We start from the raw sequence: 25,267 nt of genomic DNA, 5'->3' as shown, positions 1-25,267 counted from the left end.
ATGTGGCAGAAATGTTTTATTAATTAGAGTTTAACTTTATAATACATACATTTGTGTGCTTATCAGCAAGAAAATCGCTGAGTACCAGTGATACTACTAATATAGTAAGGAGGGAAGAAAGGTGCCAAGAAAAGGACATGTTCCAAAGAGAGAGGTAATGCCAGATCCGATTTATGGTGATGTGGTTGTTACTAAACTTATAAACAACATTATGCTTGACGGTAAAAAAGGAATTGCTCAAGCTATCGTTTACGGTGCATTTGAAATCGTAAAAGAAAAAACTGGCGAAGAACCAACTGAAGTTTTCAGAAAAGCTTTAGAAAACATAATGCCCGTTTTAGAAATTAAAGCAAGACGTATAGGTGGGGCAACATACCAAGTGCCTATTCAAGTTAGACCTGAAAGAAGACAAACTTTAGGTTTAAGATGGTTAGTAACTTACTCTAGAAATAGAGGAGAAAAAACTATGAAAGAAAGACTTGCTAAAGAAATTTTAGATGCTGTTAACAACACTGGAGCAAGTGTTAAGAAGAGAGAAGACACTCACAAGATGGCTGAAGCTAACAAGGCTTTTGCACATTACGGATTCTAATATAGGAATTTTATTTAAAAGGAAAGGGGAAATGCTATTGTGGCAAGACAATATTCACTTGAAAATACAAGAAATATTGGTATAATGGCGCATATCGATGCTGGTAAAACAACAGTAACAGAAAGAATGCTTTATTATACAGGAAAGATCCACAAAATAGGTGATACTCATGAAGGTGCTGCACAAATGGACTGGATGGAGCAAGAAAAAGAAAGAGGTATCACTATTTGTTCAGCTGCTACAACATGTGTATGGAATGATACAAGAATTAATATCATTGATACTCCAGGACACGTTGACTTTACTGTAGAAGTTGAAAGATCTTTAAGAGTTCTTGACGGCTCAGTTGCACTTTTTGATGCAAAGAGCGGTGTAGAACCACAATCAGAAACTGTTTGGAGACAAGCAGATAAATATGGCGTACCACGTATTTGCTTTATAAATAAAATGGATGCTACTGGAGCTAATTATTATGACTCTATCGAAACTATTAAGGATAAGTTAAAAGCTAATCCAGTTCCTGTTCAAATTCCTATCGGAGCTGAATCAGAATTCGTTGGAGTAATTGACCTAGTTTCAATGCATGCCATTATTTATAAAAACGACTTAGGTACAGATATTGACGAAACTGATATTCCAGATGCTTATAAAGACAAAGCAGAAGAATATCGTCAAAACTTATTGGAATCATTAGCTGAAACAGATGAGTTTATTATGGAAAAATATTTAGAAGGGGAAGCTATTTCACCATCTGAATTAAGAGAAGCAATTAGAAGAGCTACTATCAATCTATCAATAAACCCAGTACTTTGTGGTTCAGCTTATAAGAACAAAGGGGTTCAACCTCTATTAAATGCTATTGTGGCTTATATGCCATCTCCATTAGACATTCCTTCTATTGAAGGTGTGGATGATAATGAAGAACCTGTGCAAAGACATGCTTCAGATGAAGAACCTTTCTCAGCATTAGCATTTAAAATCGTAGCTGACCCATTTGTTGGAAAGCTTGCATATTTCAGAGTATATTCAGGAACTTTAGAATCAGGTTCTTATGTATATAACTCAACAAAAGGCAAAAAAGAAAGAATTGGTAGAATTCTTATGATGCATGCTAACAAGAGAGAAGAAGTTGATAGCGTTTCAGCTGGAGACATCGCTGCAGCAGTAGGTCTTAAAGATACTACAACTGGAGATACTCTTTGTGATATGAATAGCCATGTAATTCTTGAAAAAATGGAATTCCCAGAACCAGTTATTTCTGTTGCTATAGAACCAAAAACAAAAGCATCTCAAGAAAAAATGAGTATAGCTTTACACAAATTAGCAGAAGAAGATCCTACTTTTAGAACTTATACAGACGAAGAAACTGGACAAACAATCATTTCAGGTATGGGTGAATTACACTTAGAAATCATCGTTGACAGACTTTTAAGAGAGTTCAAAGTAGAAGCTAATATAGGTAATCCACAAGTTTCTTACAGAGAATCAATTTCTCAAGGTGCAGAAGCTGAAGGAAAATACATCAGACAATCTGGTGGTAGTGGACAATACGGACATTGTAAAATTAAAATTGAACCTCAAGAAGCAGGTAAGGGCTTTGAGTTTGTAAATAATATCGTAGGGGGAGCTATTCCAAAAGAATATATCGGACCTGTTCAAAAAGGTATTGAAGAAGCTACTCAAGCAGGTGTACTTGCAGGATATCCAGTTTTAGATGTTAAAGTTACTTTATATGATGGTTCATACCATGAAGTTGACTCATCTGAAATGGCATTCAAAATTGCAGGTTCAATGGCATTTAGACAAGCAGTTGCAAAAGCTGCACCAGTTCTATTAGAACCAATGATGAAAGTTGAAATAACAACTCCAGATGAATATTTAGGAGATGTTATGGGAGACGTTTCATCAAGAAGAGGTAGAATTCAAGGAATGAATCCTAAAAATGGAGTTCATGTACTTGATGCATATATACCTTTAGCAGAAATGTTTGGATATGCAACAGACTTAAGAAGTAATACTCAAGGTCGTGCAACATATTCAATGCAATTCGATCATTATGAAAAAGTGCCTCAAGCAATTGCTGAAAAAGTAATTGGCGAGAGAGCAAAAAAATAGATTAGGAGGACATTAGTAAAATGGCTAAGCAAAAATTTGAAAGAACTAAACCACACGTTAATATCGGAACTATTGGTCACGTTGACCATGGTAAAACTACTTTAACTGCAGCTATCACTTTAGTATTAAACAAAAGATTTGGTACTGGTGAATTCGTTGATTATGCAAATATCGACAAGGCTCCAGAAGAAAGAGAAAGAGGAATCACAATTTCAACTTCTCACGTTGAATACGAAACTGCAAAAAGACACTATGCACACGTTGACTGCCCAGGACACGCCGACTATGTTAAGAACATGATTACAGGTGCTGCACAAATGGACGGTGCTATCTTAGTAGTAAGTGCTGCTGATGGTCCAATGCCACAAACAAGAGAACATATCTTACTTGCAAGACAAGTAGGCGTTCCTAAAATTGCTGTATTCTTAAACAAAGAAGACCAAGTTGATGACCCAGAATTAATCGAACTTGTTGAAATGGAAGTTAGAGAATTATTAAATGAATACGAATATGATGGAGATAACACTCCAATCGTAGTTGGTTCAGCATTAAAAGCACTTGAAGAACCAGATGGAGAATGGGGAGATAAAATTGTTAAATTAATGGAAGCAGTTGATGATTATATTCCAGAACCAGTTAGAGATGTTGATAACCCATTCTTAATGCCAGTTGAAGACGTATTCTCAATCACTGGTAGAGGTACTGTTGCTACAGGTAGAGTAGAAAAAGGTAAAGTAAAAGTTCAAGATAACGTTGAATTAGTAGGTTTAACAACTGAAAGAAGAACAGTTGTTGTAACTGGTGTTGAAATGTTCAAGAAGATGTTAGACGAAGCTGCTGCTGGAGATAACATTGGTCTTCTATTAAGAGGTGTTCAAAGAAACGAAATCCAAAGAGGACAAGTTCTTGCAAAACCAGGAACAATTAATCCACATACTAAATTCGAATCAGAAGTTTACGTATTAACTAAAGAAGAAGGTGGAAGACATACTCCATTCTTCTCAGGATATAGACCACAATTCTACTTCAGAACAACTGACGTAACTGGTAATATCCAATTAGAAGACGGCGTTGAAATGGTTATGCCTGGAGATAACGCTAAATTCATAATCGAATTAATCACTCCAATCGCTATTGATGAAGGTTTAAGATTTGCCATCAGAGAAGGCGGAAGAACAGTAGGTTCAGGAGTTGTTACTAAGATTTTAGGATAATAATCTGAATATTTAAAGGGGAACTGTATGGTTCCCTTTTTTGTTGTTCAAAAGAATTTGAAATATGAAATTATTGTGGATATTTATTTTTAAAAAGAATAATTATACAATAAACTTTATTTGTTTTCAGTTTTATATACTTCAAATTATCAAAAAAATTAGAAAATATAAAGATGATTTTTTAAGTTACCTTGCCTTGCAAGTTTTTAGTTTTTGTGTTAATATATCTAAAGAAATCGTTTTTATTTTAGGAGGGATTATGAAAAAAGAAATTAGAATAATATTTGTAATAGGCTTTAGCTTATTTGCAATGTTCTTCGGTGCCGGAAACCTGATATTTCCAACATTTTTAGGTTATAATTCAGGTTCATATTGGCCTATAGCATTTATTCTATATATGGCGGCTGATGGGCTTTTGGCAATGATATCACTATATACTGTTTTTTGTTGTGGAGGTATAACAGAATTTGTAAAACCTTTGGGAAAATATTTGGGGACAATAATCTTAGTTTGTATCTCTTTGTGTATAGGACCTTTAGTTGCAATACCAAGAACTGGTGCGATTACTTATAATTTAGGAGTTGCTAATTTTGGATTTAAAAACTTAGTTATAACAACTGCAGTATTTTTTATTGTTACATATTTAATTTGTATTAAATCTGAAAAAATAGTTGATTTTATAGGTAGATACTTAACTCCTACTTTACTTGTATTTTTAATTATTATGATTATAACAGGAATTATTTCTCCAGTTGGAGAAATTCTACCAGGTGAAAATTTACAACAAGTTATGTATGACTCTTTTATAAATGGTTTTCAAACCTTAGATGGACTTGGAGCTGGGCTTTTTAATGCCGTTATAGTAAATGCTTTGATTTTCTATAAGATTAAAAAGGAAAGAGAAAAAAAGGTAATTCTATCTTCATCAATTATAGCTTTTATATGTTTAAGTATTGTTTATGGAGGACTTTGTTTCTTAGGAGCAAGTTCAAAACTTAATGTTGAAGGTGCAAAGAATGGAACAGCTATTTTACTTAACTTCACAAATTTATTATTTGGTCGTTCAGGAGTTTTAATGCTTTCTGTTATAGTAATACTAGCTTGTCTTACAACTTCCGTTGCTCTTACAGGTGGAGTTGCAGAGTATTTTTCAGAGTTAATTCCTAAGATTCCATATAAAATTTGGGTTATAATTGTTTGTTTTGCAAGTTTTGTTTTCTCTTGTCTTGGAGTAGATGCAATAATAAAATTGGCAGTTCCACTTTTATTTACTTTGTATCCACCAATAATAATTTTAATTTTGACAAGTATAATTAGAAATAAAATTTCTTGTAATAGGGCTATAAAATATTCTGCCATAGTTGCAATAATTATTGGATTTATGACTGTGCTAAATGACAATTATGGAATTTTAGAATTTATAAAACTATTACCACTTAGTTCTTTAAGTTTTGGTTATTTGATTCCGTCTGCAATAGTTTTTGCTATTGTTGCTTTATTTGAAAAGAATACAGGAGATCATATTGATGTTCCTAAAGTATTAAATGCTAGAATAACTTTACATGATGAAGATGTGGGAATGCTTTATTATATATCAGAAAAAATGGATGAGCCAAAGTCTGAAGTTATAAGAAAAGCAATTAAGAATTTATATGATGAAATAAAAGATAAAGAGTAACGAAAAAAGGTTGAGGACTTTACTCCTCAACCTATTTTCTTGAAAAAAATTACTTTTTCTTCGCTTGATTTGCAACAGAATTTATTTTTGCATTTATTTCATCTTGATTTCCTAAGTAATATTTATTTGTAACTTTAAAATTGTCATCAAATTCGTAAACTAAAGGAATACCTGTTGGAATATTTACAGAAATAATTTCTTCATCTGTTAAATTATCTAAATATTTAACCAATGCTCTTAATGAGTTTCCATGGGCAGCTATTAGGATTCTCTTACCATCTAACATATCCTTTTTTATAACTTCTTCGTAATAAGGAATAACTCTATCAATAGTATTTTTTAAACTTTCGTTGTAAGGCAATTCACTTTTATCGACATTTCTGTAAGGTTCTTGATTATGAGGACATCTATCGTCATCTTTGTCAAGTGCAGGAGGTGGAACATCAAAAGATCTTCTCCAAAGTTTTACTTGTTCTTCTCCATATTTTTCAGCAGTTTCAGCCTTATTTAATCCTTGTAATGCCCCATAATGTCTTTCATTTAATTTCCAAGTTTTTATAACAGGCAACCACTGTCTGTCCATTCTTTCTAAAACAATATTTAAAGTGTTAATTGCTCTTTTTAGATAAGAACAGTAGCATACATCAAAGTCGTATTCATTTTCTTTTAGAGAAAACCCAGCTTCATTAGCTTCGATAATTCCTTTTTCTGAAAGGCCTACATCCGTCCAGCCAGTAAATAAATTCAACTTATTCCATTCACTTTCTCCATGTCTAATTAAAACTAATTTCATTTTCAAAAACTCCTTTAATTTTTCTTATACTAATTATATTATAAAAAACGAAACTTTACAAGAAAAAACTTGTCTAATATCAATTTTAATGATAAAATAATAGTTGGATTTATTTGTTTTATGGAGGATTTATGTTACGAAAACATTTATATAGAATAAGGGCTATGCCATACTTATTATGGACGATTATTTTTACGATAGTGCCTTTGTTTTTTATAATTTATTATTCTTTTAAAGTAAAAGATGAAAGTTTTGTTTTCACTTTGGATAATTACAAAAAGTTTTTCACACCAACTTATGTGAAAATAATTTTAGTATCTTTAAAATTATCCTTGATTTCAACTTTTTTATGTCTAATTTTGGGCTACCCTGCAGGACTTCTTCTAAGTAGGATTAAGTCTCAAAAGAGGAGAAATATTTTAGTTTTACTATTTATTATGCCTTTATGGACTAACTTTTTGCTTAGAACATACTCCTGGATGAGTATTTTTAGAGAACAAGGAATTATAAATCAAATGCTTATAAATATCGGAATTATAGATAGTCCTATAAAGTTTTTAAACAATAATTTTGCAATTATTATAGGAATGATTTATAATTTTTTACCTTTTATGGTACTTCCAATTTATACCGCACTTATTAATATCGATAAAGAATATATAGAATGTGCAAGAGATTTGGGAGCTAGGGGAAAAGATTTATTTTTGAGAGTTATTTTTCCACTAAGTTTTAAGGGAGTAATTTCTGGTTGCATTATGGTCTTTATGCCTTCTGTAACAACTTTCATAATATCAGACTTACTTGGTGGAAGTCAAAATATGCTAGTAGGAAATTTAATTCAAAGAGAGTTCTTACAGGCCAGAAACTGGGAAACAGGCTCAAGTATTTCTCTAATTATGATTCTTATAATTTTTGTAAGTCTTATGATTTTTAGGTTGTTTATAAAGAAATCAGATAATGAATTTGCAGAAGGATTGAAGATATGGTAAAAAAATATACTGGGAAAATATATCTTGCTTTGTGTTATATATTTTTATATATGCCAATTATATTTATGATGGTTTTTTCGTTTAATGAATCCAGATATAATAAAGATTTTACAGGTTTTAGTTTGAAATGGTATATAGAACTTTTTAAGGATGAATCCGTTATGAGAGTTTTTTTTCAAACGCTTGTAATAACAGCAATTGCAACTATTTTTGCACTTATAATTGGAACTATCGGAGCCTGGTCTATATACAGAGCTTTTAATCCAAAGCTAAGAACTTATTTTACAAATGTAACATATCTTCCACTTATTCTACCTGACATTGTAATTGCAGTTGGAATGATAATTTTATATGTATTTTTCCAACTTAATTTTGGATATTTTACTATAATTTTAGCTCATATAATATTTAATGTTCCATTTGTAGTCTTTGCGATTTTACCAAAATTACTGACTTTTGATAAGAGTCTTTATGATGCAGGAATGGATTTAGGAGCAAGACAGTTTCAAGTGTTTAAAAGAATTGTTTTACCACAATTAATACCTAATATAATCATTGGAGCATTAGTTTGTATAACTATGTCCTTAGATGATTTTACTGTTAGCTATTTTACTTCAGGGAATGGAGTTGCAACACTTTCGGTTAAAATCTATTCGATGACTAAGAGGGGAATTAGTCCTAAAATAAATGCATTATCAACATTGCTTTTTGCAATAATAATTATTATATCAACAATAACTTATGTATTTAAAAATAGAGGAGTAAAAAATGAAAAAATTTAAAAGCTTATTAGCATTATTATTAGTTTTTGCTACGGCTATATCATTTACAGCTTGTGGAAAAAGCGAAAAGAAAGAAGATAAAAAGGAAGAAAAGGCAGAAGAAAGTACAGAGAAAAAAGTTTTAAATGTAACTAATACCGATCTTTTTATAGATCCTGAAACAATCAAGGAATTTGAAAAAGAGTATAATTGTAAAGTAAATTACACATTTTTTGAAGAAAACGAAGAATATTATACTAAATTAAAAAGTGGTGCGGAAAAATATGATGTAATTGTAGCAAGTGACTATATGGTAGATACTATGATTAAAGAAAATATGCTGGAAAAATTAGATAAAAGTAAAATTCCAAATATGGATAAAGTTAAGAAAGAATATAGAAACTTAGTTTTTGACCCTACGAGTGAATATTCAGTTCCATATACAATAGGAAATATCGGAATTGCTTATGATAAGTCAAAACAAGAAAAAGTTGACAGTTGGGCTGACCTTTGGAGCGAAAAAAACAAAGGTGAAGTTGTAATGTTAGACGGAAGTAGATTTACAATGGCAATAGCGATGATTAAAGAAGGATTAGATCCAAACTCAACAAAAGTTGAAGATATTGAAAAAGCCAAAAACTCTTTAATTGCTCAAAAGAAAATAGTTAAAAATTATGTTGGTGATGATCAAGCAAAAGATAACTTAATAAATGGAGATTCAAAATTAACTTGTATTTGGGGTGGAGAAGCCTTACTTGCAAAAGATGAAAATAAAAATGTAGAATTTGTTTTTCCAAAAGAAGGAGCAATCTTTATCTTTGATAACTGGGTAATCCCTAAAGTTTCAGAAAATAAAGAATTAGCAGCAAAGTTTATTGACTTTATGTCAAGACCGGAAATTTCTGCAAGAAACTGTAACTTTGTAAAATATGGCTCACCAATTGATGGAGCTAGAGAGCTTATGGATGAAAATTTAAAAAATAGCGATATAGTCTTTCCTAAAAAAGAAGTATTTGAAAAAGGTTATGTATTAAAAGACTTAGGAGAATCAAACGAAAAATTACAAGATGCTTGGACAGAAATAAAAGCAAAATAAATAAATTTAAAATCAAAAGACACCATTTGGTGTCTTTTATCTTTTGCTAAATTGTGAGTTACAGAAACGATAGAGTGAAGTGATAATATTTTTATAACAAAAACAAAACGTTATCCTATTGCAAATACCTTTGACAAGAAGTAATATTTTTGGTATACTGTGTGTGGCTAAAGATAGCTTAGAATTTATATTTTAGGAGGACAGGATGGAAGGTTCCGAAAAGAAAATTAGTTGGCAGTCCCTTGTATTTATGTGTTTCTCAACACTTTGGGGATTTGGAAATGTTTTAAACGGATATATCTACTTTCATGGTACACAAGTTATATTTTCTTGGATACTAATGTTTGCATTGTATTTTGTTCCGTATGCACTTATGGTTGGAGAACTTGGTTCTACATTTAAAGATTTAGGTGGTGGAGTAACTTCTTGGATTCAAGAAACTACTAACTCTAAATTGGCTTACTATGCAGGTTGGACTTACTGGGCAGTACATATTACTTATATTGCTGGTAAAGGTTCAGGTGGTCTTAAAGCTTTAAGTTTTATGATTTTTAGAGATGCTAAAGCATATGATAGTATTCCTACAATCTATGTTCAATTAGCTACATTTGGTGTATTGCTATTATTCTGTTATTTAGCAACAAGAGGGTTGAGTCCAATCAAGAGATTGGCGACACTTGCAGGTTCAAGTATGTTTGTTTTAGGTATTTTATTTATTCTTATGATGTATGCTGCACCTGTAATTAATCCAAATGGTGGATATTTAAAATTGAACTTCGCATGGAATAACTTATTCCCTAAGATTGACTTGAACTATTTAAGTAGTTTATCAATTTTAGTATTTGCTGTTGGTGGTATTGAAAAGATTTCACCATATGTAAACAAAATTGAAGGAGATTCTGCAAAAGAATTCCCTAAAGCAATGATGTTTGCAACTTTAATGGTTGTTATTAGTGCTATCTTTGGTACTGTTGCAATGGGACTTATGTTTGATATCAACGAAATTAATGCAAGTAAAGAAGCGTTTGACTCATATGCAGCAAATGGTGCTTATTGGGCATTCCAAAAATTAGGACAATACTATGGTGTTGGTGATTTGTTATTAATCATTTACTCAGCAGCTAATACTGTTGGACAATTCTCAACATTATTAATAAGTATAGATGCTCCTTTAAGAATGTTATTAGAAGACCCTAATGCAAGTCAATACATCCCAACAAGATTGTTAAAGAAGAACGAAAAAGGTGCTTATGTAAATGGTATTGCATTAGTTGCTATACTTGGTGGAGCAATTATATTAGCTCAATCATTTGTTCCAGGAGCAACTACAGTTCTTAGACAACTTACTCGTCTTAACGGTGTAGTAATGCCAATGAGATATATGTGGGTATTCGTTGCTTACTTTGCTCTTAGATATGGTAAAGAAGAACTTGACAGACATTATAGATTTGTTAAAAACAGAGGAGTTGGATTATTCTTTGGTGGATGGTGTTTCTTAGTAACATTAGCTTGTTGTTTACTTGGAATGTACTCAAAAGACCAATTCGAAATGGTATTAAAGATTATAACTCCTGCAGTTTTAGTTGCTTTAGGTTTAATCTTGCCGGTTCTTAGAAAAAGAGAAGACAATAAAAAAATGTAGATTATAAAGGAATAAAGGAACTTTGGTTCCTTTATTTTCTTTAAAATATATTTACTGATTTTAAAACATTTAAATAGGGTAAATTAAATTCTGATAGGAGGTATTGATATGAATGATATTAAAATTTCAAAAGAATTATTAACTTTTATTGATTCAAGTAAAAGTATGTTTCATACTGTTGATACAATGAAAAAATATTTTGACAAAGCCGGATATACATTTTTACCAGAAAATGAAAAATGGAATATCAAAAAAGGTGGAAATTATTATACTACAAGAAATAACTCAAGTATATTAGCTTTCCAAGTAGGAGAAGAACTTAGCGACTATCATTTTCAAATAACTGCTGCTCACAGCGATTCTCCAACATATAAAGTAAAAGCAGTTCCAGAAATGGACGCACCAGGAGAACATTTAAAATTAAATGTTGAAGGTTATGGTGGAATGATTGACTCAACTTGGTTTGATAGACCTTTAAGTCTAGCTGGTAGAGTTTTGGTTAGAGAAAAAGGAAAAATTGTAAATAAATTATTCTATATAGATAAAGATATTTTAATGATACCAAATGTTGCAATTCATTTAAACAGAGAAATAAACAATGGCTATGCTTACAATAAGCAAATTGATTTATTACCTTTATTCTCTGCTGGAGAATTGAAAAAAGGTGATTTTGATAAAATGGTTGCAGAAGAATTGGGTGTCAAAGTTCAAGATGTTGTTGCAAAAGATTTATTCTTAGTAAATCGTCAAAGACAATGTATTTGGGGATATAAAGATGAATTTGTTTCAACACCTAAACTTGATGACTTACAATGTGCATTTACATCAATGAAAGCATTTCTAGAAGCAAAAAATCCAAAGGCAATAAATGTTTGTGCAGTTTTTGACAACGAAGAAGTTGGTTCAAACACAAAACAAGGTGCAATGTCAACATTTATGAAAGATGCTCTAAAGAGAATTAATGCATCACTTGGTTTTGGAACTGATGAATATCATCAAGCAGTTGCAAAATCTTTCTTAGTAAGTTGTGATAATGCTCATGCTGTTCATCCAAATCATCCTGAACTTTATGATCCAACAAATAGAACTTTTATGAACAAAGGTATCGTTATAAAAGAAGCTGCAAATCAAAAATATACAACTGATGCTTTCAGTAGAGCAGTATTTTTAGAAATTTGTAAAAAAGTAAAGGTTCCAACACAATTCTTTGCAAATAGATCCGATAAAGTTGGTGGTTCAACTCTTGGAAACTTATCAAATATTCAAGTTAGCCTACATGCTCTTGATATTGGAGTTGCACAACTAGGAATGCACTCAAGCTTTGAAACTTGTGGAATTAAAGATACAGGATATATGGTTACAGCATTAAAAAAATTCTTCTCAACAAATATTAAAATTGACGGTTCTGATGGAGTGATTTTTGAATAATGGCAAGAAGAATTACACCGAAGGAAATGTCAGAAGATAAAGCGAAAATATCACTGACAGGATTAACCATTATTATGATGGGAACTTTGTTTATATATTTTTTATGGGCTGTTATAAATAGTAAATTTTTAGTTAATTTTAGTATAGATGCATTAGTTGGAGTAGTTGCTCTTGTTATTTTAATTAGAAATTTAAAAATAAAATACAGTATAATAAAAAAATATACAAGTGAAAAACAATTTATGATTTTAGATTTAGTCGCTTTTGCTCTATGCCTTTTAATAAAAGTTGTAGTGCAAATTCCTTTTGATTTTTCTTTAATCATTTTGTTAATTTCACATTATGCTACAAAGCAAATATTTAATAAAATGGTAAAATAAGGCATAGTATATTGTTTTTACACAATAAAAAATTAGAGAGGATTGTTTTGAAATTCTCTCTTTTTGTTTTCTCAAGTTAAAATAAGGGTATTCTTTAACTAGATATAGAGGAGAGGTAAAATTAATTTAGAAGTATTAAAAATAAATTTAAAGGAGGATTTTTATGAAACCATTTATTTACAATATTCCTGTTAAGGTATATTTTGGAGAAGGACAACTTTCCAATCTTGGAAGAGAATTGTCAAAATATGGAAAAAAAGTTTTATTAACTTATGGAGGAGGTTCCATTAAAAAGATAGGACTTTATGATGAGGTTATAAAAGAAATAAGAGGTGCAGGACTTGAAGTTTTTGAACTTTCAGGGATAGAACCTAATCCTAGAATAGAATCTGTTAGAGAGGGTGCTAGAATATGTAAAGAAGAAAATATTGATGTGGTTCTTGCTGTTGGTGGTGGTTCAACGATTGATGCCTCAAAATTTATTTGTGCCGGAGCGAAAGTTGATTTTGACCCATGGGATTTTCTTGATTTAGAAAAAAGAGCAGAAATAGAAGATGCACTACCTCTTTTAACTATATTAACACTTTCAGCAACCGGTTCTGAAATGGATAATGATGGAGTTATTTCAAACCTTAAAACAAATGAAAAATTAAGCAATGGCTCAATGTGTATGTTACCAAAAGTTTCATTTCTTGACCCCAAAAATACATACAGTGTAAGTGAGTATCAAACTGCTTGCGGTTCAGCAGATATTTTAAGTCATATACTGGAAGTTTATTTTACAACAGAAAATGATTTATTTATGCTTGATTGTGTTATGGAAGGTCTTATGAAAACAGTTATAAAATATGCTCCGATAGCAATGAAAGACCCTACAAACTATGAAGCTCGTGCTAATTTAATGTGGGCATCTTCCTGGGCAATAAACGGTTTTATAAACGGAAGTAAATCAACTGCTTGGAGCTGTCACCCAATGGAACATGAACTTTCAGCTTTTTATGATATAACTCATGGACATGGACTTGCAATATTAACTCCACGTTGGATGCAATATTGTTTAAATGATGAAAATATATATAAATATGTTCAATTTGGAGTTAATGTTTTTGGCATAGATAAAAATCTTTCTGATAGAGAAATTGCAGAAAAAGCCATTGAAAAACTTTCAGACTTTTTATTTAATGACTTAAAATTACAAAGTACATTAAAAGATGTAAATATTAATGATAAAAATTTTGCTATTATGGCTAAGAAGGCTTGTAAGGGAAAAGAAAGTATAAAAGGCTTTAGAGAATTAACACCTGAAGATATAGAAAATATTTATAGAATGTGCTTGTAAACTTTAGTAAAATTTTTACAAATAATTAAACAAAAACTCATCTAACATGCTTAGATGAGTTTTTTTATACAATATAGAATATTCGATATGAAAATAATTTAATAAAATTTTTTTCATAATAAAAAGCTCCATAAATAATAAGTTTGATATTTTAAAATTAACGTTATAAGTTTACAATATCAATTTATCCTATTATATATTATAATTTTATTTTATGTCAATATATAAGAGAAAAATAACAGTTATTATATTTGACAAATAATAATAATTATGATATTCTTGTGATAACGATTTACCTAGAGATAAAATTAAATAGATAAATTATTTTTTTCGAGATATATCTTATATATAAGCTTTTAGTGATTTTTGTTTTGGGAGGTAGTTATGTGTAATTTGTTTTTTAAATATTTTATAAAACAGAAGAAGAATATATTATTTCTTATTATAATTATAAGTTTTGGTCTAATTATGTCCTCAATTTCAAAAATTGAAAACAAGAAGACTAATGATGAATATATTTCTTCCAAGGAAGAGTCATTAAAATATCATAAATCGATTGTCAAAGAAACCGAAGAAAAATTATATCAAAATAATCTTACAAAAGAAGAAATAGAAGATTTAAATCGAATCAAAGAAGATTTTTCAGAGTTATTAGAAGATGATAGGGTTAAATATGAAGCTAGTAAAAATTCTAATTGGAAAACTTTATATGAAATACATATGGAGTTTCTTAAACCCGAAAAAACTAATAGTTTTATTGCTATGGGTTTAAATACAATTAATATTCATCCATTAACTATTGAAATAACCTATGAAACCTTAAAATATTTAAAAGACAATAATATTCCTTCAGCTCATCCTTTGAATTTACAGAGAACAGAATTTGATCAACCTAGAACTTCAGAAGAAGAGAAAATTCTAGACAATTATAGTAAAAAAACATTAGTTGGAACTTCGCATAGATTATGGGACTTTTTTACAAATAATTTAGTGTTAATATATACTTTCATAATTGTTGTAACTTTTGGTATTTTATTTTCAAAGTTGGAAGAGAGTCAAAATAAAACTATTAGATTTTTAAAGACATCGGGGGCAAGTAAATTTAGGATTGTATCGTCGGGACTTTTCACAGGTGGAATTTTAACGATTATACTTGGGCTATTGATACCTGCAATATTTTTTGGAATAGAATTTCTAATAAGTGGGTCATCATCTTTTAAATATCCGATTACGACTTATATTGTAAAAAGTGATTATTTTTCACTTCTGAGTTTTGGATATAAGATTGTTCCAATATCTGATGTTTTAATAAAAAGTTTGATTTTGTTCTTGCTCTATGGATTATTTATTTTCCTTGTTACAAGTACAATTTCAACTTTTGTAAAATCAAGTGTAAAATCTGTTATTTTATCCTTTGGACTGATAGCAACTTTACAGATGTTTAATAAATGGTATAATCCGTTTTCATACTGGAGAGTTGGAAAAATTGCAGATGGCAGTATAAATTTTTTATTTAAAACTATTACTTACAGTTTTGATAAATCTTGTAAAATTTTGATAATTGGAATTTGTATTTTAACAATTTCATTAATTTGTTTAGCTTTTATTCAAGATAGAAGGAGGAGTAAATATGCCTAGTTTGAGTATAAAAAATCTTACTAAAAGATACGGAGAAAATATAGTTTTAAATGATTTGTCTTTAGAACTTGAAAATACAGAGGTTTGGGCTTTGGTCGCACCTAACGGAACGGGAAAAACTACTCTTTTAGATTGTATTACAAATTTGATTAGCTATCAATCAGGACAGATTACTGTAAATGGTATAGACAATAGGGATAATGCTATTTTTAAAAAATTGTCGTATTTGCAAGATGCAAGTATTTTATTTCCAAATTTAACGGGACTTGATCATTTGAAATTTGTAGCAAATATACAAAAATTACCAAAGACTAGAATAAAAGAAATTGTAAGTTTAACAAAGATTGAAAAATTTTATAAAAGACCTGTAAAGACATATTCTTTGGGAATGAAACAGAGATTACTTTTGGCTATTGCACTTATTAATAATCCTGAAGTTTTATTGCTTGACGAACCATTTAATGGACTTGATCCAAGCAGTCAAATTGAGCTTAGAGTAATGTTAAAGGAAATTTCGAAAAATGGAACTCTTGTAATTTTATCAACACATTTTTTAGGAGAAATTAGCCAATTAACTGATAATCTTTTATTCATAAAGGATAAAAAAATTGTAAAAAAGATTGTGGAAGATGAATTTTTAATCTATGCTATTGATACTACTTCCAATGAGCAATCTTTAGAAATTTTATCTCCATTTGTAGTAAGTGCTGAAATTGAAAAAGATATGATAATTTGCCAGTTTAAAAAGAATTCTTTTGACGATGCAATTAAGGCAATACAAGATAAAGGCATAAGATTAATTAAAATAAGAGAGCATATAAATGCGTCTGAACAGATGTATCAAAGATTGTTTGCTGAGTAGGTGAATGTTATGAATACATTTATATTAGAATGTAAAAATTTTATAAGAAGTAGAGTATTTGTAGTAATTCTAGGTGTTGTTTTTGTGTTGTTAGCTTCTTTGTTTTATAAAAATTATTTAAATTTTCAACAAGTTGAAGCAGATAAAAAACATGAGTTACTTATGGTTAAAGAAAAAATAGGATTAATTTTATATCCTAAAGTTAAAAATGCTTCTTGTAGATATTCTGGAGATAAAGATAAAATGGCTTTGTTGAAAGAATCTCTTAATATAGCTGAAAATACTGTAAAACTTAGATATAGTGGAAATGAAAGAGGCTTTATGGAAAGCGCTATATTGATGTATGAAAAAATCATTGAAATTAAGGAAAATGATATAGATTTTTCTATGTCAAAAAGTTATGCACAACATGAAAAAGAAAGGCTATCCGAAATTATTAAAGTAAATGGAGCTTTTCAATATGAAGAAGCTCCATTGGATGGTGTTTTAGTTGAATACAATAATATAAAGTATATTCTATCTGTAATTTTTTTGGCAACCCTATCTTATTTCTTTATAACTACTTATTTAGACTTTTACTATCATAAGGGATTTTTATTTACACTTCCTATAAAAAAGACGAGTTTTATAGTTTCGAAGGCTATTATTTCTTTTATTATTAATATTGTATTAATAATAAGTCAATTTGGATTAAGTTTAGTTTTTTCATACTTTTGGAAGTGGAAAATTGCTTTTGATTATCCTGTTTTTCACGAGTTGGCTGGTGGATTTTTACCTGTAAAAAAGGCTTTACTTAATTATATTGAAATAGAAATTGCAGTATGTTTTATTGCATTGCTTATTTCTACTGTTTTGTACAGTTTATATATTAAAATAAAAAAATAAATTTTTTTACTGTGAAATAGTTTGAAAATCATTTTACAGTATTTTTTTACTTTAATATTTTTTGATTTTGATAAATTTGTTTTATAAATTTTATGTATTTTATAGGGAAAATTTGTGAATTTATTTTTCTAAAGTGTTTTATTTTATTAAAATCTATGATATAATAATGTTGGAGTTTGTAAACGATTTAATTGTAATTATAAATTTATTTTTAAAGGAGTGATAAAATGTCAGCACCTACTATAAAAGATGTAGCTAAATTAGCAGGAGTTTCAATTTCTACTGTTTCAAGAGTTATGAATGAATCAAAACCTGTTAGTCCAGAATCAAGAAGAAAAGTTTTAGATGCAATAAAAAAATTGGATTTTAAGCCTAATGAATTGGCAAGAAGTCTTGTAATGAGAAAATCAAATATGATTGGGGTAATTGTTAAAGATATTGGTATTTCTTATATGGCTCAAATTATTAGAGGAATTGAAGAAATTGGAAGAATGTACAATTACGATATTTTGCTTTCTAGTACATATGGAGATATTGAAGTAGAGCATAAGATTATCGAATTTATGTGCACTAAACAGGTTGAAGGAATAATTATGATTAGTGAAAAAATTAATCCTGAGATTCTGTTTAAGTTGAAAAGTAAAAAAATTCCTTTTGTAAGACTTGATAAATTTTACGAATATACAGATGAACATACTGTAAGTATAGACTATAAATCAACTTGTAATAAAATGACTAATTATCTTATAGATGAAGGTCATGAAAGTATAGTTTTTATAAGTGAAGATGTTACAAGTAGAATTGGTAGAGAAAAACTTGCAGGATTTAATGAAGCTGTTGCACAAAGAAAAGTAAAATCAGCGCTTATAAATGCAAAAGATATAACAGTTCAAACAGGATATGATATGGGAGAAGAAATTTTCAAACTTATCAAAGAAAATAAATCAACTGTTGTTTTTGCAAGTGAAGATGCTTTAGCTATCGGTTTTATTAGTTATTGTTACGATAATGGTCTTAAAGTTCCACAAGACATTTCAGTTGCAGGGTTCGGTGATGATATAATTGCATCAATTTATAGACCTGCCCTTACAACTATAGAAGAACCATATTATGATATGGGAGCAATCTCTATGAGAAAATTGATTAAGGAACTAAGAAACGAAGAAAAATTAAAGGATGTTACAATCTTACCTTCAAGAATAATTGAAAGAGGTTCGGTTGCAACATTTACTAAGAAAAATAAGTAAATAAATTTTAAAAATGCTCTTCTTTTTGAAGAGCTTTTTTTGAAATGAAAGAAGGTGATAGAATGGGGATATATTGGGCTGTTCGAGACGGCTTTAAAAAGGCAAAAACTAGATTTTTATTTGGATTAATTTTTGATATTCTTAGTAGTTTCATTTTGATATATATAGTTACTCTTTCTGGAACTATTGTAGATTTATTTAAAAGTCCAAATTTTGAAGCTGTTAAAGTTTATAAATATGTGGGCTTAATGGTTTTTTTAGGAGTAGTAAACTTCTTTGGCTTTATGACTTTTTCATATTTAGCCTATGGATCAGGTGCAAAGCTAAAAATGTATTACAAAGATATAATCTTTAGAAAAATCTTAAAAAAGTCTCCTGACTTTTTTCAAAAAAATACTGCAGGTGATGTAATCGGACTTGCAGATAACGAAACAAAGTATATATACGACTATTTTACTTTTGGAATTCTATTAGCTTGTGATTCTATTGTTATGCCTTTAATATGTGCAAGTTATTTGGTGTTTTTTATTTCTTGGGAGCTTACAGTTGCTGTTATGTTGCCATTTGTTTTTACTGCAATAATCACAAATAAAATTAGTAATAAAGTAGGAAAAGTTAATGAAGAAATGAATTTGACTTTTGGAAAGTCAAGTCAAGAGATTTTGGAAATAATTGAAGGAATAAAATTAATAAAAAGTTATGTAAATGAGGAAGTAAGACAAAAGAATATTTCTAAAATCATTAAATATTATTTTGACTTAGCTTTTATGGAAGTAAATCTTTGGATGTTATCATTTCTTTCAAACTCCTTTATAAGGTCAATTTCTATGGTTATTGGACTTTTTTATGGAGCGTTTTTAGTAAGAAATGGTAGTATTACAGTTGGGAAACTTGTAACATTCTTTGGATTAGCTGAGATGTTGGCTTGGTCTTTTTGGGGACTTGGAGATTGTATAAATACTTATAAAAGAGCTTTAGTTTCTATAAATAGAATAAATCTTTTGCTAGATGATAAGACAGAAATAGAAAACGGGGATAGGATTTTAGATGATTTTTCCACGATGGAATTTAAAAACTTTTCTTTTAGTTATCCGGAAGATAAAGAAATTTCACTTAAAGACATTAGCTTTAAGTTAAATAAAGGGGAAACTCTTGGAATAGTTGGAAAAAGTGGAAGCGGAAAGAGTACATTAGTTAAACAGATTTTAAGATTTTATAATTTTGATAAAAATAAAATCTTTATAAATGACATTCCATATGAAGATTATGACATTACATCAGTAAGAAATAAATTCGGATATGTAAGTCAAGAGAATATTTTACTTTCTAAAACAGTCAGAGAAAATATTTTATTTGGAAGTATTGCAGAAAATGACGAAAAAATTATAAATGTTATAAAAAAGGCAGACTTTTACAAAGATATACAAAATTTAGAAAAAGGACTAGATACAGTTGTTGGAGAACGTGGTCTTGGACTTTCAGGAGGACAAAAGCAAAGAATTTCTCTTGCTAGAGCTTTGTATAGAGATCCTGAAATACTGATTTTAGATGATTCTTTTTCCGCCATTGATGCGAATACTGAAAGTAAAATTGTAAATTCTCTTAAGGAAAATAGAAAAAACAGGACTAATATAATTATTTCTCATAGAATTTCTGCAGTTGAACATTCTGATTTAATTTTAGTTATGGACAATGGAGAAATAATCGACAGAGGCACTCATGAAGAACTTATTTCAAGAGATTCTTGGTATAAGGAGCAGTTTGAGTATCAAAGTTTAGATAAGGAGGAAGATGATGAAAAATAGTAAATTAAAATTTTTAACTTCCTACCTTTTAGAAGAAAAATTTCTATTCTTTACAGGATCAATCTTTACTATATTTAGAGTTTTTCTCGATGTGTATTTACCAACTGTAATTTCATCAATTATAGATGCAGATTTAATGCATATGGAAAATTTTTACTCTTTTGTCGTTCAAAAAGCACTATTATATCTAGGACTTAATATATTAATTTTAGTGTTTTTATTTATTGTAAGAATTTCTTTTAACAAATTATCTTGCAATATCGCTTATAAGATACAATCTAGTTTAATAAGACATATGCAAAATTTCAAAATGCAATATTTTGATAGCTCTTATGCGGGAGATTTAGTCTCAAGATTTACAACAGATACTAATACAATTAAAGAATTATATCAAACTCTTCTAAATGATATTTTAGGTTTCGTGTTGAATTTATTAATGATGCTCGTAGTAATGTTTTATATTAGTCCATATCTTTTATTAATAGTTTTGATATATTTACCTTTAATGTATATTGTAACTAATTATTATGGACGAAAACTTACATCAGTTACTAAAACAATAAGAAAACATGAGGGGATAACAAGCTCAATTTATAATGAAACAATTAAATCATTACCTGTAATTCAAGTATATGGAAATGAAGATTTGATGATTGAGTCTTTTGAAAAAGAAAATAAAGAAGTTGAAAAGAATTATATTAAGAGGACTATTTTAAATGCTTTATTCTCATGGAATTTAATTGATTTTACTATGATTTTTACAAATGCCATGATAATCTTAGTCTTTACAATTCTAAAAATTAATGGATTGGGATTAAGTGTTGGTATCTTATATGTTTTAATTGAGTATAATAAAAGAATTTTAAGACTTTTTATGAACTTTTTATCACAAATAAATAGATATAAGACAGCGCTCGTTTCTTGCGATAGAATAATTAAAATTTTTGAAATAGAAGAAGAAAAAACAACAGATAGAGCAATTGAACTTGAAGGAAATATCGAATTTAAAAATGTCGGCTTTGAATACAAAGAAAATGTTCCGGTTTTAAAAGATGTTAATTTTAAACTTGACAAAGGGAAATCCATCGCTTTTGTAGGAGCTACTGGAAGCGGAAAGTCAACTATAATGAATTTGATTTTAGGATTTTACGATAATCAAAAAGGAGAAATTTTACTTGACGGACAAAACATAAAAAATTTAAGCAAAGCTTCTTATAGAAAACAAATGGCAGTGGTTCTTCAAGACCCATATATTTTCACAGGAAGTATAAGAGATAATATAACACTTAAAGATGGAAGTATAATAGAAAGTGAAGTTTTAGATGCAATAGTAAAAGTTGGTGGTAAAAATCTTTTACAAAAAAGAAATAACAATTTAGATTATGAGTTGGCAATAAGCGGATCAGACTTATCTCTTGGAGAAAAACAAATCATTTGCTTTGCTAGAGCCATAGTAAGAAACCCAAAAGTTTTAATCTTGGATGAGGCAACTGCAAACATCGATACAGAAACAGAAAAAATAATTAATTATGGAATTGAAGTTCTAAAACAAGGTAGAAGTACGATGATTATTGCACATAGATTGTCCACTGTAAAAAATTGTGATACAATAGTTATGATAGAAAGTGGAAAAGTTTTAGAAACTGGTACACATGACGAGCTTATCGCTCTAAATGGTAAATATAAAACTTGGTACGAAATTCAATCTGCAAAAGGGGATAATAATGAAGCAAGAGTATTATGATTTATATGATATAGTTATTAAAGATATAAATGCGGAAGGATATTTTGTTTATTCAAAAAAAGCAAAAAAACTCATCAAAGAAAAAACAAATATGACTGTTGATCAACAAAAAAGAGCTTTTCAATTTTTTGAACTTATGGGATATTTTAATCAACATGATAAATTTCCAAAGATTTATATAAGAAGTAAAAAATTAAAAGGTGGTTGTTAATTAAAGAGAGCTGTGAAAACAGCTCTTTTTTGTTGTTTTTCGCTTTAATAAGTATTATGATGTTAAATAGTTTATTTGTTATAATTTTTTAAAATAACTCGTAAGCTGATTTACATTTAACGGTAAGCTATTAAACAAAGTTTTTTTCCTTATCCGTCATTTTGGCGTAGTCAATCAAGCCCTAACTTAGATTATTTACTTGTAAATAATCTATAGTAGGTCTGACGCAAAGATTGTCCAAATCTTGATTTGGGTACAATCGACTGTGGAAATCTCATACTTTTACTTTAGCAAAAGTAAATGTATCGAAGATACATACTAAAATTATTATAGAGTTTCTTTCATAAATACTATTTTTTGTAAACAAGCAATAGTCGAGAAATTTCCTAAATCCCCTGTTTTTTGCAACAAAAAAAGCAGATTGCTCTGCTTTCTACTAGTCCATATTATATCTTTTCTTGAATTTTTCAATTCTACCACCTTTTTCAACAAATCTTTGACGACCTGTGTAGAATGGATGTGAATCAGAACTGATTTCAATTTTAATTAATGGATAAGTGTTACCATCTTCCATTTCTATTGTTTCATTTGAAGTTTTTGTTGAACCACAGATGAATTTATATCCACTTGTTGTATCCATAAAAACTACTTTATTGTATTCTGGATGTATTCCTTTTTTCATTGTATTCACCTCGCTTAAATATTATAAATTAATCACTTCGCATATTATATCATATCGTAAAATATAAATCAAGTATTTTTAATATATAAATTAAAAATATTTTGAAATATACAATATCGTACAAGAAATATTTTGTAAAACTACTTTAATGAATTTGCGTTTTTGTTTTAAAAATGTTATTCTTATTGTAGTATGATTTTAGGAGATAATTATGAGTAGAGCAGATGATATATTTATTTCAATGTGTAAAGATATACTTGAAAATGGAGTAGACACAAAGGGCGAAAAAGTTCGTCCTGTATGGGAAGATGGAACAAAGGCATATACGATAAAAAAATTCGGAGTTGTAAATAGATACAATTTAGCGGAAGAATTTCCTGCACTTACACTTAGAAAAACAGCTATAAAATTATGTACTGACGAAATGCTTTGGATATGGCAAAGGAAGTCCAATAATATTAAGGATTTAAAGAGTCATGTTTGGGATGAGTGGGCCGACGAAAACGGAAGTATTGGAAAGGCTTATGGTTATCAGCTTGGAGTTAAACATAAATATAAGGAAGGAATGTTTGATCAAGTTGATAGAGTTATTTACGACTTGAAAAATAATCCTTATAGTAGAAGAATAATTACAAATATTTATGTTCATGAAGATTTATCTGAAATGAATTTATATCCTTGTGCATATAGTATGACTTTTAATGTTACAGGTAATAAGCTGAATGCTATTTTAAATCAAAGGAGTCAAGATATTTTGGCAGCAAATAATTGGAATGTTTGTCAATACGCAATTTTGATTCATATGCTTGCTAGAGAATGTAATTTGGAAGTTGGAGAGCTTGTTCATGTAATAGCTGATGCTCATATCTATGATAGACATGTTCCGATTATAAAAGAACTTATTACTAGGGAAAAATTTCCTGCGCCAAAGGTTACTTTAAATCCTGATGTTAAAAACTTTTACGATTTTACATCAGATGATGTTATAATAGAAAATTATAAATGTGGAGAACAAATAAAAGATATTCCAATTGCAATTTAGGAGAAAATTATGAAAAGAAAAATTAATGTTTTTGATTATGCAAAAGAAATAATGTTGGCAGTTGAAAAAGGTGTCTTGCTTACTACAAAGTCAAAAGAAAAGATAAATACAATGTCAATTTCTTGGGGAACTTTGGGAATAGAATGGAATAGACCAATTTTTACAGCATTTGTTAGAGAAAGTCGTTTTACAAAGAAAATACTTGATGAAAGTGGAGAATTTACTGTAAATATCTTTTTAAATGATTTTGATAAAAATATTATTGGAGTTTGTGGTACAAAGTCAGGAAGAGATACTGATAAAATTAAAGATTTGAATTTAACTTTAGTTGAATCTGAAATTGTAGATGTTCCAGCTATTAAAGAATTGCCTTTAACTTTGGAATGTAAGGTTATTTATAAACAAAAACAGGATGAAAATGCAATACCAAAAGAAATAAAGGAAAAAAATTATCCTGAAAATGTGTCAGGAGAATTTTATGGAGCAAATAGGGATTATCATACAGCTTATTATGGAGAAATTGTAAGTGCATATATAATAGAATAAAATTAAATTTTTGTGTCAATTTTTTAAAATTGACACTTTTTTAATTGTGAAATTATAAAAATATATTGACAAAATTAATTAAATTATATAACATATAGAGAGTTTATAGATTATACGGAGATGTTTTTATGGAATATAGAATATTAAAAAGCGAAGAAATGGAAAAGGCATTCGCTTTGCGAGAGGAAGTTTTCGTAGATGAACAAAAAGTTCCACTTGAATATGAAGTTGATGATAGAGATAGTTTAGAAGATACAATTCATGTTGGAGTTTTTGAAGAAGATGAGCTTCTTGCTACTGCAAGGATTATGAATATAAATAAAGACATTGTCTATTTTGGAAGAGCCTGTGTAAAGAAATCTTGCAGAGGAAAGGGAGTAGGAAAGTTTTTATTTATAAGTATGGAAGAAACTGTAAAAAAATTTAAAAAAGAAAATGAAAAAAAGATAATTAGATTTTCGGCGCAATATCATGCAATGACATTTTATGAAATGTTAGGTTATACTAAAGATAATGATGATATTTTTGTTGAAGTTGGAATAGAACATATTTCAATGAGTAAGATTATATAAGGAGTT

At 29.0% G+C, this 25,267-nt stretch carries 23 protein-coding genes; 21 read left to right on the top strand and 2 right to left on the bottom strand.

The genetic code is table 11. The features are described 5' to 3' along the window. Positions 1-121 precede the first annotated feature (121 nt). From rpsG to brnQ, 4 genes are all read left to right on the top strand, one after another. On the top strand, positions 122-592 hold the full coding sequence (gene rpsG, locus RWJ08_RS03945; protein ID WP_004831806.1) for a 30S ribosomal protein S7: 471 nt from the start codon (positions 122-124) through the stop codon (positions 590-592). Positions 593-631: 39 nt separating this feature from the next. Then, positions 632-2,707 carry an elongation factor G gene (fusA, locus tag RWJ08_RS03940; RefSeq protein WP_009354890.1) on the top strand — a complete coding sequence of 692 codons (2,076 nt, stop codon included), beginning with the start codon at positions 632-634 and terminating at the stop codon, positions 2,705-2,707. Between the two features lie 20 nt (positions 2,708-2,727). After that, a complete protein-coding gene (tuf, locus tag RWJ08_RS03935; RefSeq protein WP_313961151.1) occupies positions 2,728-3,921 on the top strand; it encodes an elongation factor Tu in 1,194 nt (397 codons plus the stop codon). 259 nt (positions 3,922-4,180) lie between these two features. Continuing rightward, on the top strand, positions 4,181-5,599 hold the full coding sequence (brnQ, locus tag RWJ08_RS03930) for a branched-chain amino acid transport system II carrier protein (RefSeq protein ID WP_313961150.1): 1,419 nt from the start codon (positions 4,181-4,183) through the stop codon (positions 5,597-5,599). Positions 5,600-5,648: 49 nt separating this feature from the next. On the opposite strand, the gene gpmA is transcribed toward brnQ, so the two are convergent. Beyond that, on the bottom strand, positions 5,649-6,392 hold the full coding sequence (gene gpmA, locus RWJ08_RS03925; protein ID WP_313961149.1) for a 2,3-diphosphoglycerate-dependent phosphoglycerate mutase: 744 nt from the start codon (positions 6,390-6,392) through the stop codon (positions 5,649-5,651). 131 nt (positions 6,393-6,523) lie between these two features. On the opposite strand from gpmA, the gene RWJ08_RS03920 reads away from it, so the two are divergent. From RWJ08_RS03920 to RWJ08_RS03855, 14 genes are all read left to right on the top strand, one after another. Next, positions 6,524-7,381 carry an ABC transporter permease gene (locus tag RWJ08_RS03920; RefSeq protein WP_293440695.1) on the top strand — a complete coding sequence of 286 codons (858 nt, stop codon included), beginning with the start codon at positions 6,524-6,526 and terminating at the stop codon, positions 7,379-7,381. Then, entirely contained in the window at positions 7,375-8,163 is a 789-nt protein-coding gene (locus tag RWJ08_RS03915; protein WP_313961148.1) for an ABC transporter permease, read from the top strand. Before RWJ08_RS03920 ends, RWJ08_RS03915 begins: the two co-directional genes overlap by 7 nt. Then, positions 8,150-9,238: a spermidine/putrescine ABC transporter substrate-binding protein gene (locus tag RWJ08_RS03910; RefSeq protein WP_313961147.1), complete on the top strand. Its 1,089-nt coding sequence runs from the start codon at positions 8,150-8,152 to the stop codon at positions 9,236-9,238. The genes RWJ08_RS03915 and RWJ08_RS03910 overlap by 14 nt, the downstream gene beginning before the upstream one ends. Positions 9,239-9,443: 205 nt before the next feature. Then, positions 9,444-10,880 (top strand): amino acid permease, encoded by a 1,437-nt coding sequence (locus tag RWJ08_RS03905; protein ID WP_313961146.1) that lies wholly within the window; start codon positions 9,444-9,446, stop codon positions 10,878-10,880. Positions 10,881-10,988: 108 nt separating this feature from the next. After that, a complete protein-coding gene (locus RWJ08_RS03900) occupies positions 10,989-12,308 on the top strand; it encodes a M18 family aminopeptidase (RefSeq protein ID WP_313961145.1) in 1,320 nt (439 codons plus the stop codon). Beyond that, complete coding sequence (locus RWJ08_RS03895) at positions 12,308-12,688, top strand: hypothetical protein (protein WP_039868482.1); 381 nt, start codon at positions 12,308-12,310, stop codon at positions 12,686-12,688. Before RWJ08_RS03900 ends, RWJ08_RS03895 begins: the two co-directional genes overlap by 1 nt. Positions 12,689-12,851: 163 nt before the next feature. Then, positions 12,852-14,027 carry an iron-containing alcohol dehydrogenase gene (locus RWJ08_RS03890; protein WP_313961144.1) on the top strand — a complete coding sequence of 392 codons (1,176 nt, stop codon included), beginning with the start codon at positions 12,852-12,854 and terminating at the stop codon, positions 14,025-14,027. A 384-nt stretch (positions 14,028-14,411) separates the two neighbouring features. Next, the gene (locus RWJ08_RS03885; protein WP_313961143.1) at positions 14,412-15,665 is read left to right on the top strand and encodes an ABC transporter permease; all 1,254 of its coding nucleotides are present in this window, start codon (positions 14,412-14,414) and stop codon (positions 15,663-15,665) included. Continuing rightward, positions 15,658-16,527, top strand: coding sequence for an ABC transporter ATP-binding protein (locus tag RWJ08_RS03880; RefSeq protein ID WP_313961142.1), 870 nt, complete (start codon positions 15,658-15,660; stop codon positions 16,525-16,527). Before RWJ08_RS03885 ends, RWJ08_RS03880 begins: the two co-directional genes overlap by 8 nt. Positions 16,528-16,536: 9 nt before the next feature. Next, on the top strand, positions 16,537-17,412 hold the full coding sequence (locus tag RWJ08_RS03875) for a hypothetical protein (protein WP_313961141.1): 876 nt from the start codon (positions 16,537-16,539) through the stop codon (positions 17,410-17,412). Positions 17,413-17,639: 227 nt separating this feature from the next. Then, complete coding sequence (locus tag RWJ08_RS03870; RefSeq protein WP_313961140.1) at positions 17,640-18,659, top strand: LacI family DNA-binding transcriptional regulator; 1,020 nt, start codon at positions 17,640-17,642, stop codon at positions 18,657-18,659. Between the two features lie 44 nt (positions 18,660-18,703). Beyond that, complete coding sequence (locus tag RWJ08_RS03865) at positions 18,704-20,464, top strand: ABC transporter ATP-binding protein (RefSeq protein ID WP_313961139.1); 1,761 nt, start codon at positions 18,704-18,706, stop codon at positions 20,462-20,464. After that, positions 20,454-22,208 (top strand): ABC transporter ATP-binding protein, encoded by a 1,755-nt coding sequence (locus tag RWJ08_RS03860; RefSeq protein ID WP_313961138.1) that lies wholly within the window; start codon positions 20,454-20,456, stop codon positions 22,206-22,208. Before RWJ08_RS03865 ends, RWJ08_RS03860 begins: the two co-directional genes overlap by 11 nt. Then, positions 22,189-22,419 carry a hypothetical protein gene (locus RWJ08_RS03855; protein WP_009354719.1) on the top strand — a complete coding sequence of 77 codons (231 nt, stop codon included), beginning with the start codon at positions 22,189-22,191 and terminating at the stop codon, positions 22,417-22,419. The genes RWJ08_RS03860 and RWJ08_RS03855 overlap by 20 nt, the downstream gene beginning before the upstream one ends. A gap of 436 nt (positions 22,420-22,855) precedes the next feature. Here the strand turns inward: RWJ08_RS03855 and RWJ08_RS03850 are convergent, their stop codons facing one another. Continuing rightward, complete coding sequence (locus RWJ08_RS03850; protein WP_004832367.1) at positions 22,856-23,101, bottom strand: type B 50S ribosomal protein L31; 246 nt, start codon at positions 23,099-23,101, stop codon at positions 22,856-22,858. Between the two features lie 211 nt (positions 23,102-23,312). On the opposite strand from RWJ08_RS03850, the gene thyA reads away from it, so the two are divergent. The 3 genes from thyA to RWJ08_RS03835 all read left to right on the top strand — a co-directional run bounded on the left by thyA (position 23,313) and on the right by RWJ08_RS03835 (position 25,261). Then, positions 23,313-24,143 (top strand): thymidylate synthase, encoded by an 831-nt coding sequence (gene thyA / locus RWJ08_RS03845; protein ID WP_313961137.1) that lies wholly within the window; start codon positions 23,313-23,315, stop codon positions 24,141-24,143. A 9-nt stretch (positions 24,144-24,152) separates the two neighbouring features. Next, a complete protein-coding gene (locus RWJ08_RS03840) occupies positions 24,153-24,689 on the top strand; it encodes a flavin reductase family protein (protein WP_313961136.1) in 537 nt (178 codons plus the stop codon). A gap of 128 nt (positions 24,690-24,817) precedes the next feature. Then, positions 24,818-25,261 carry a GNAT family N-acetyltransferase gene (locus RWJ08_RS03835; protein ID WP_313961135.1) on the top strand — a complete coding sequence of 148 codons (444 nt, stop codon included), beginning with the start codon at positions 24,818-24,820 and terminating at the stop codon, positions 25,259-25,261. Positions 25,262-25,267 lie beyond the last annotated feature (6 nt).

Source organism: uncultured Parvimonas sp., from assembly GCF_963524015.1.
Taxonomy (GTDB): Bacteria; Bacillota; Clostridia; order Tissierellales; family Peptoniphilaceae; genus Parvimonas.
This window is presented reverse-complemented; position numbering and strand designations above follow the sequence as displayed.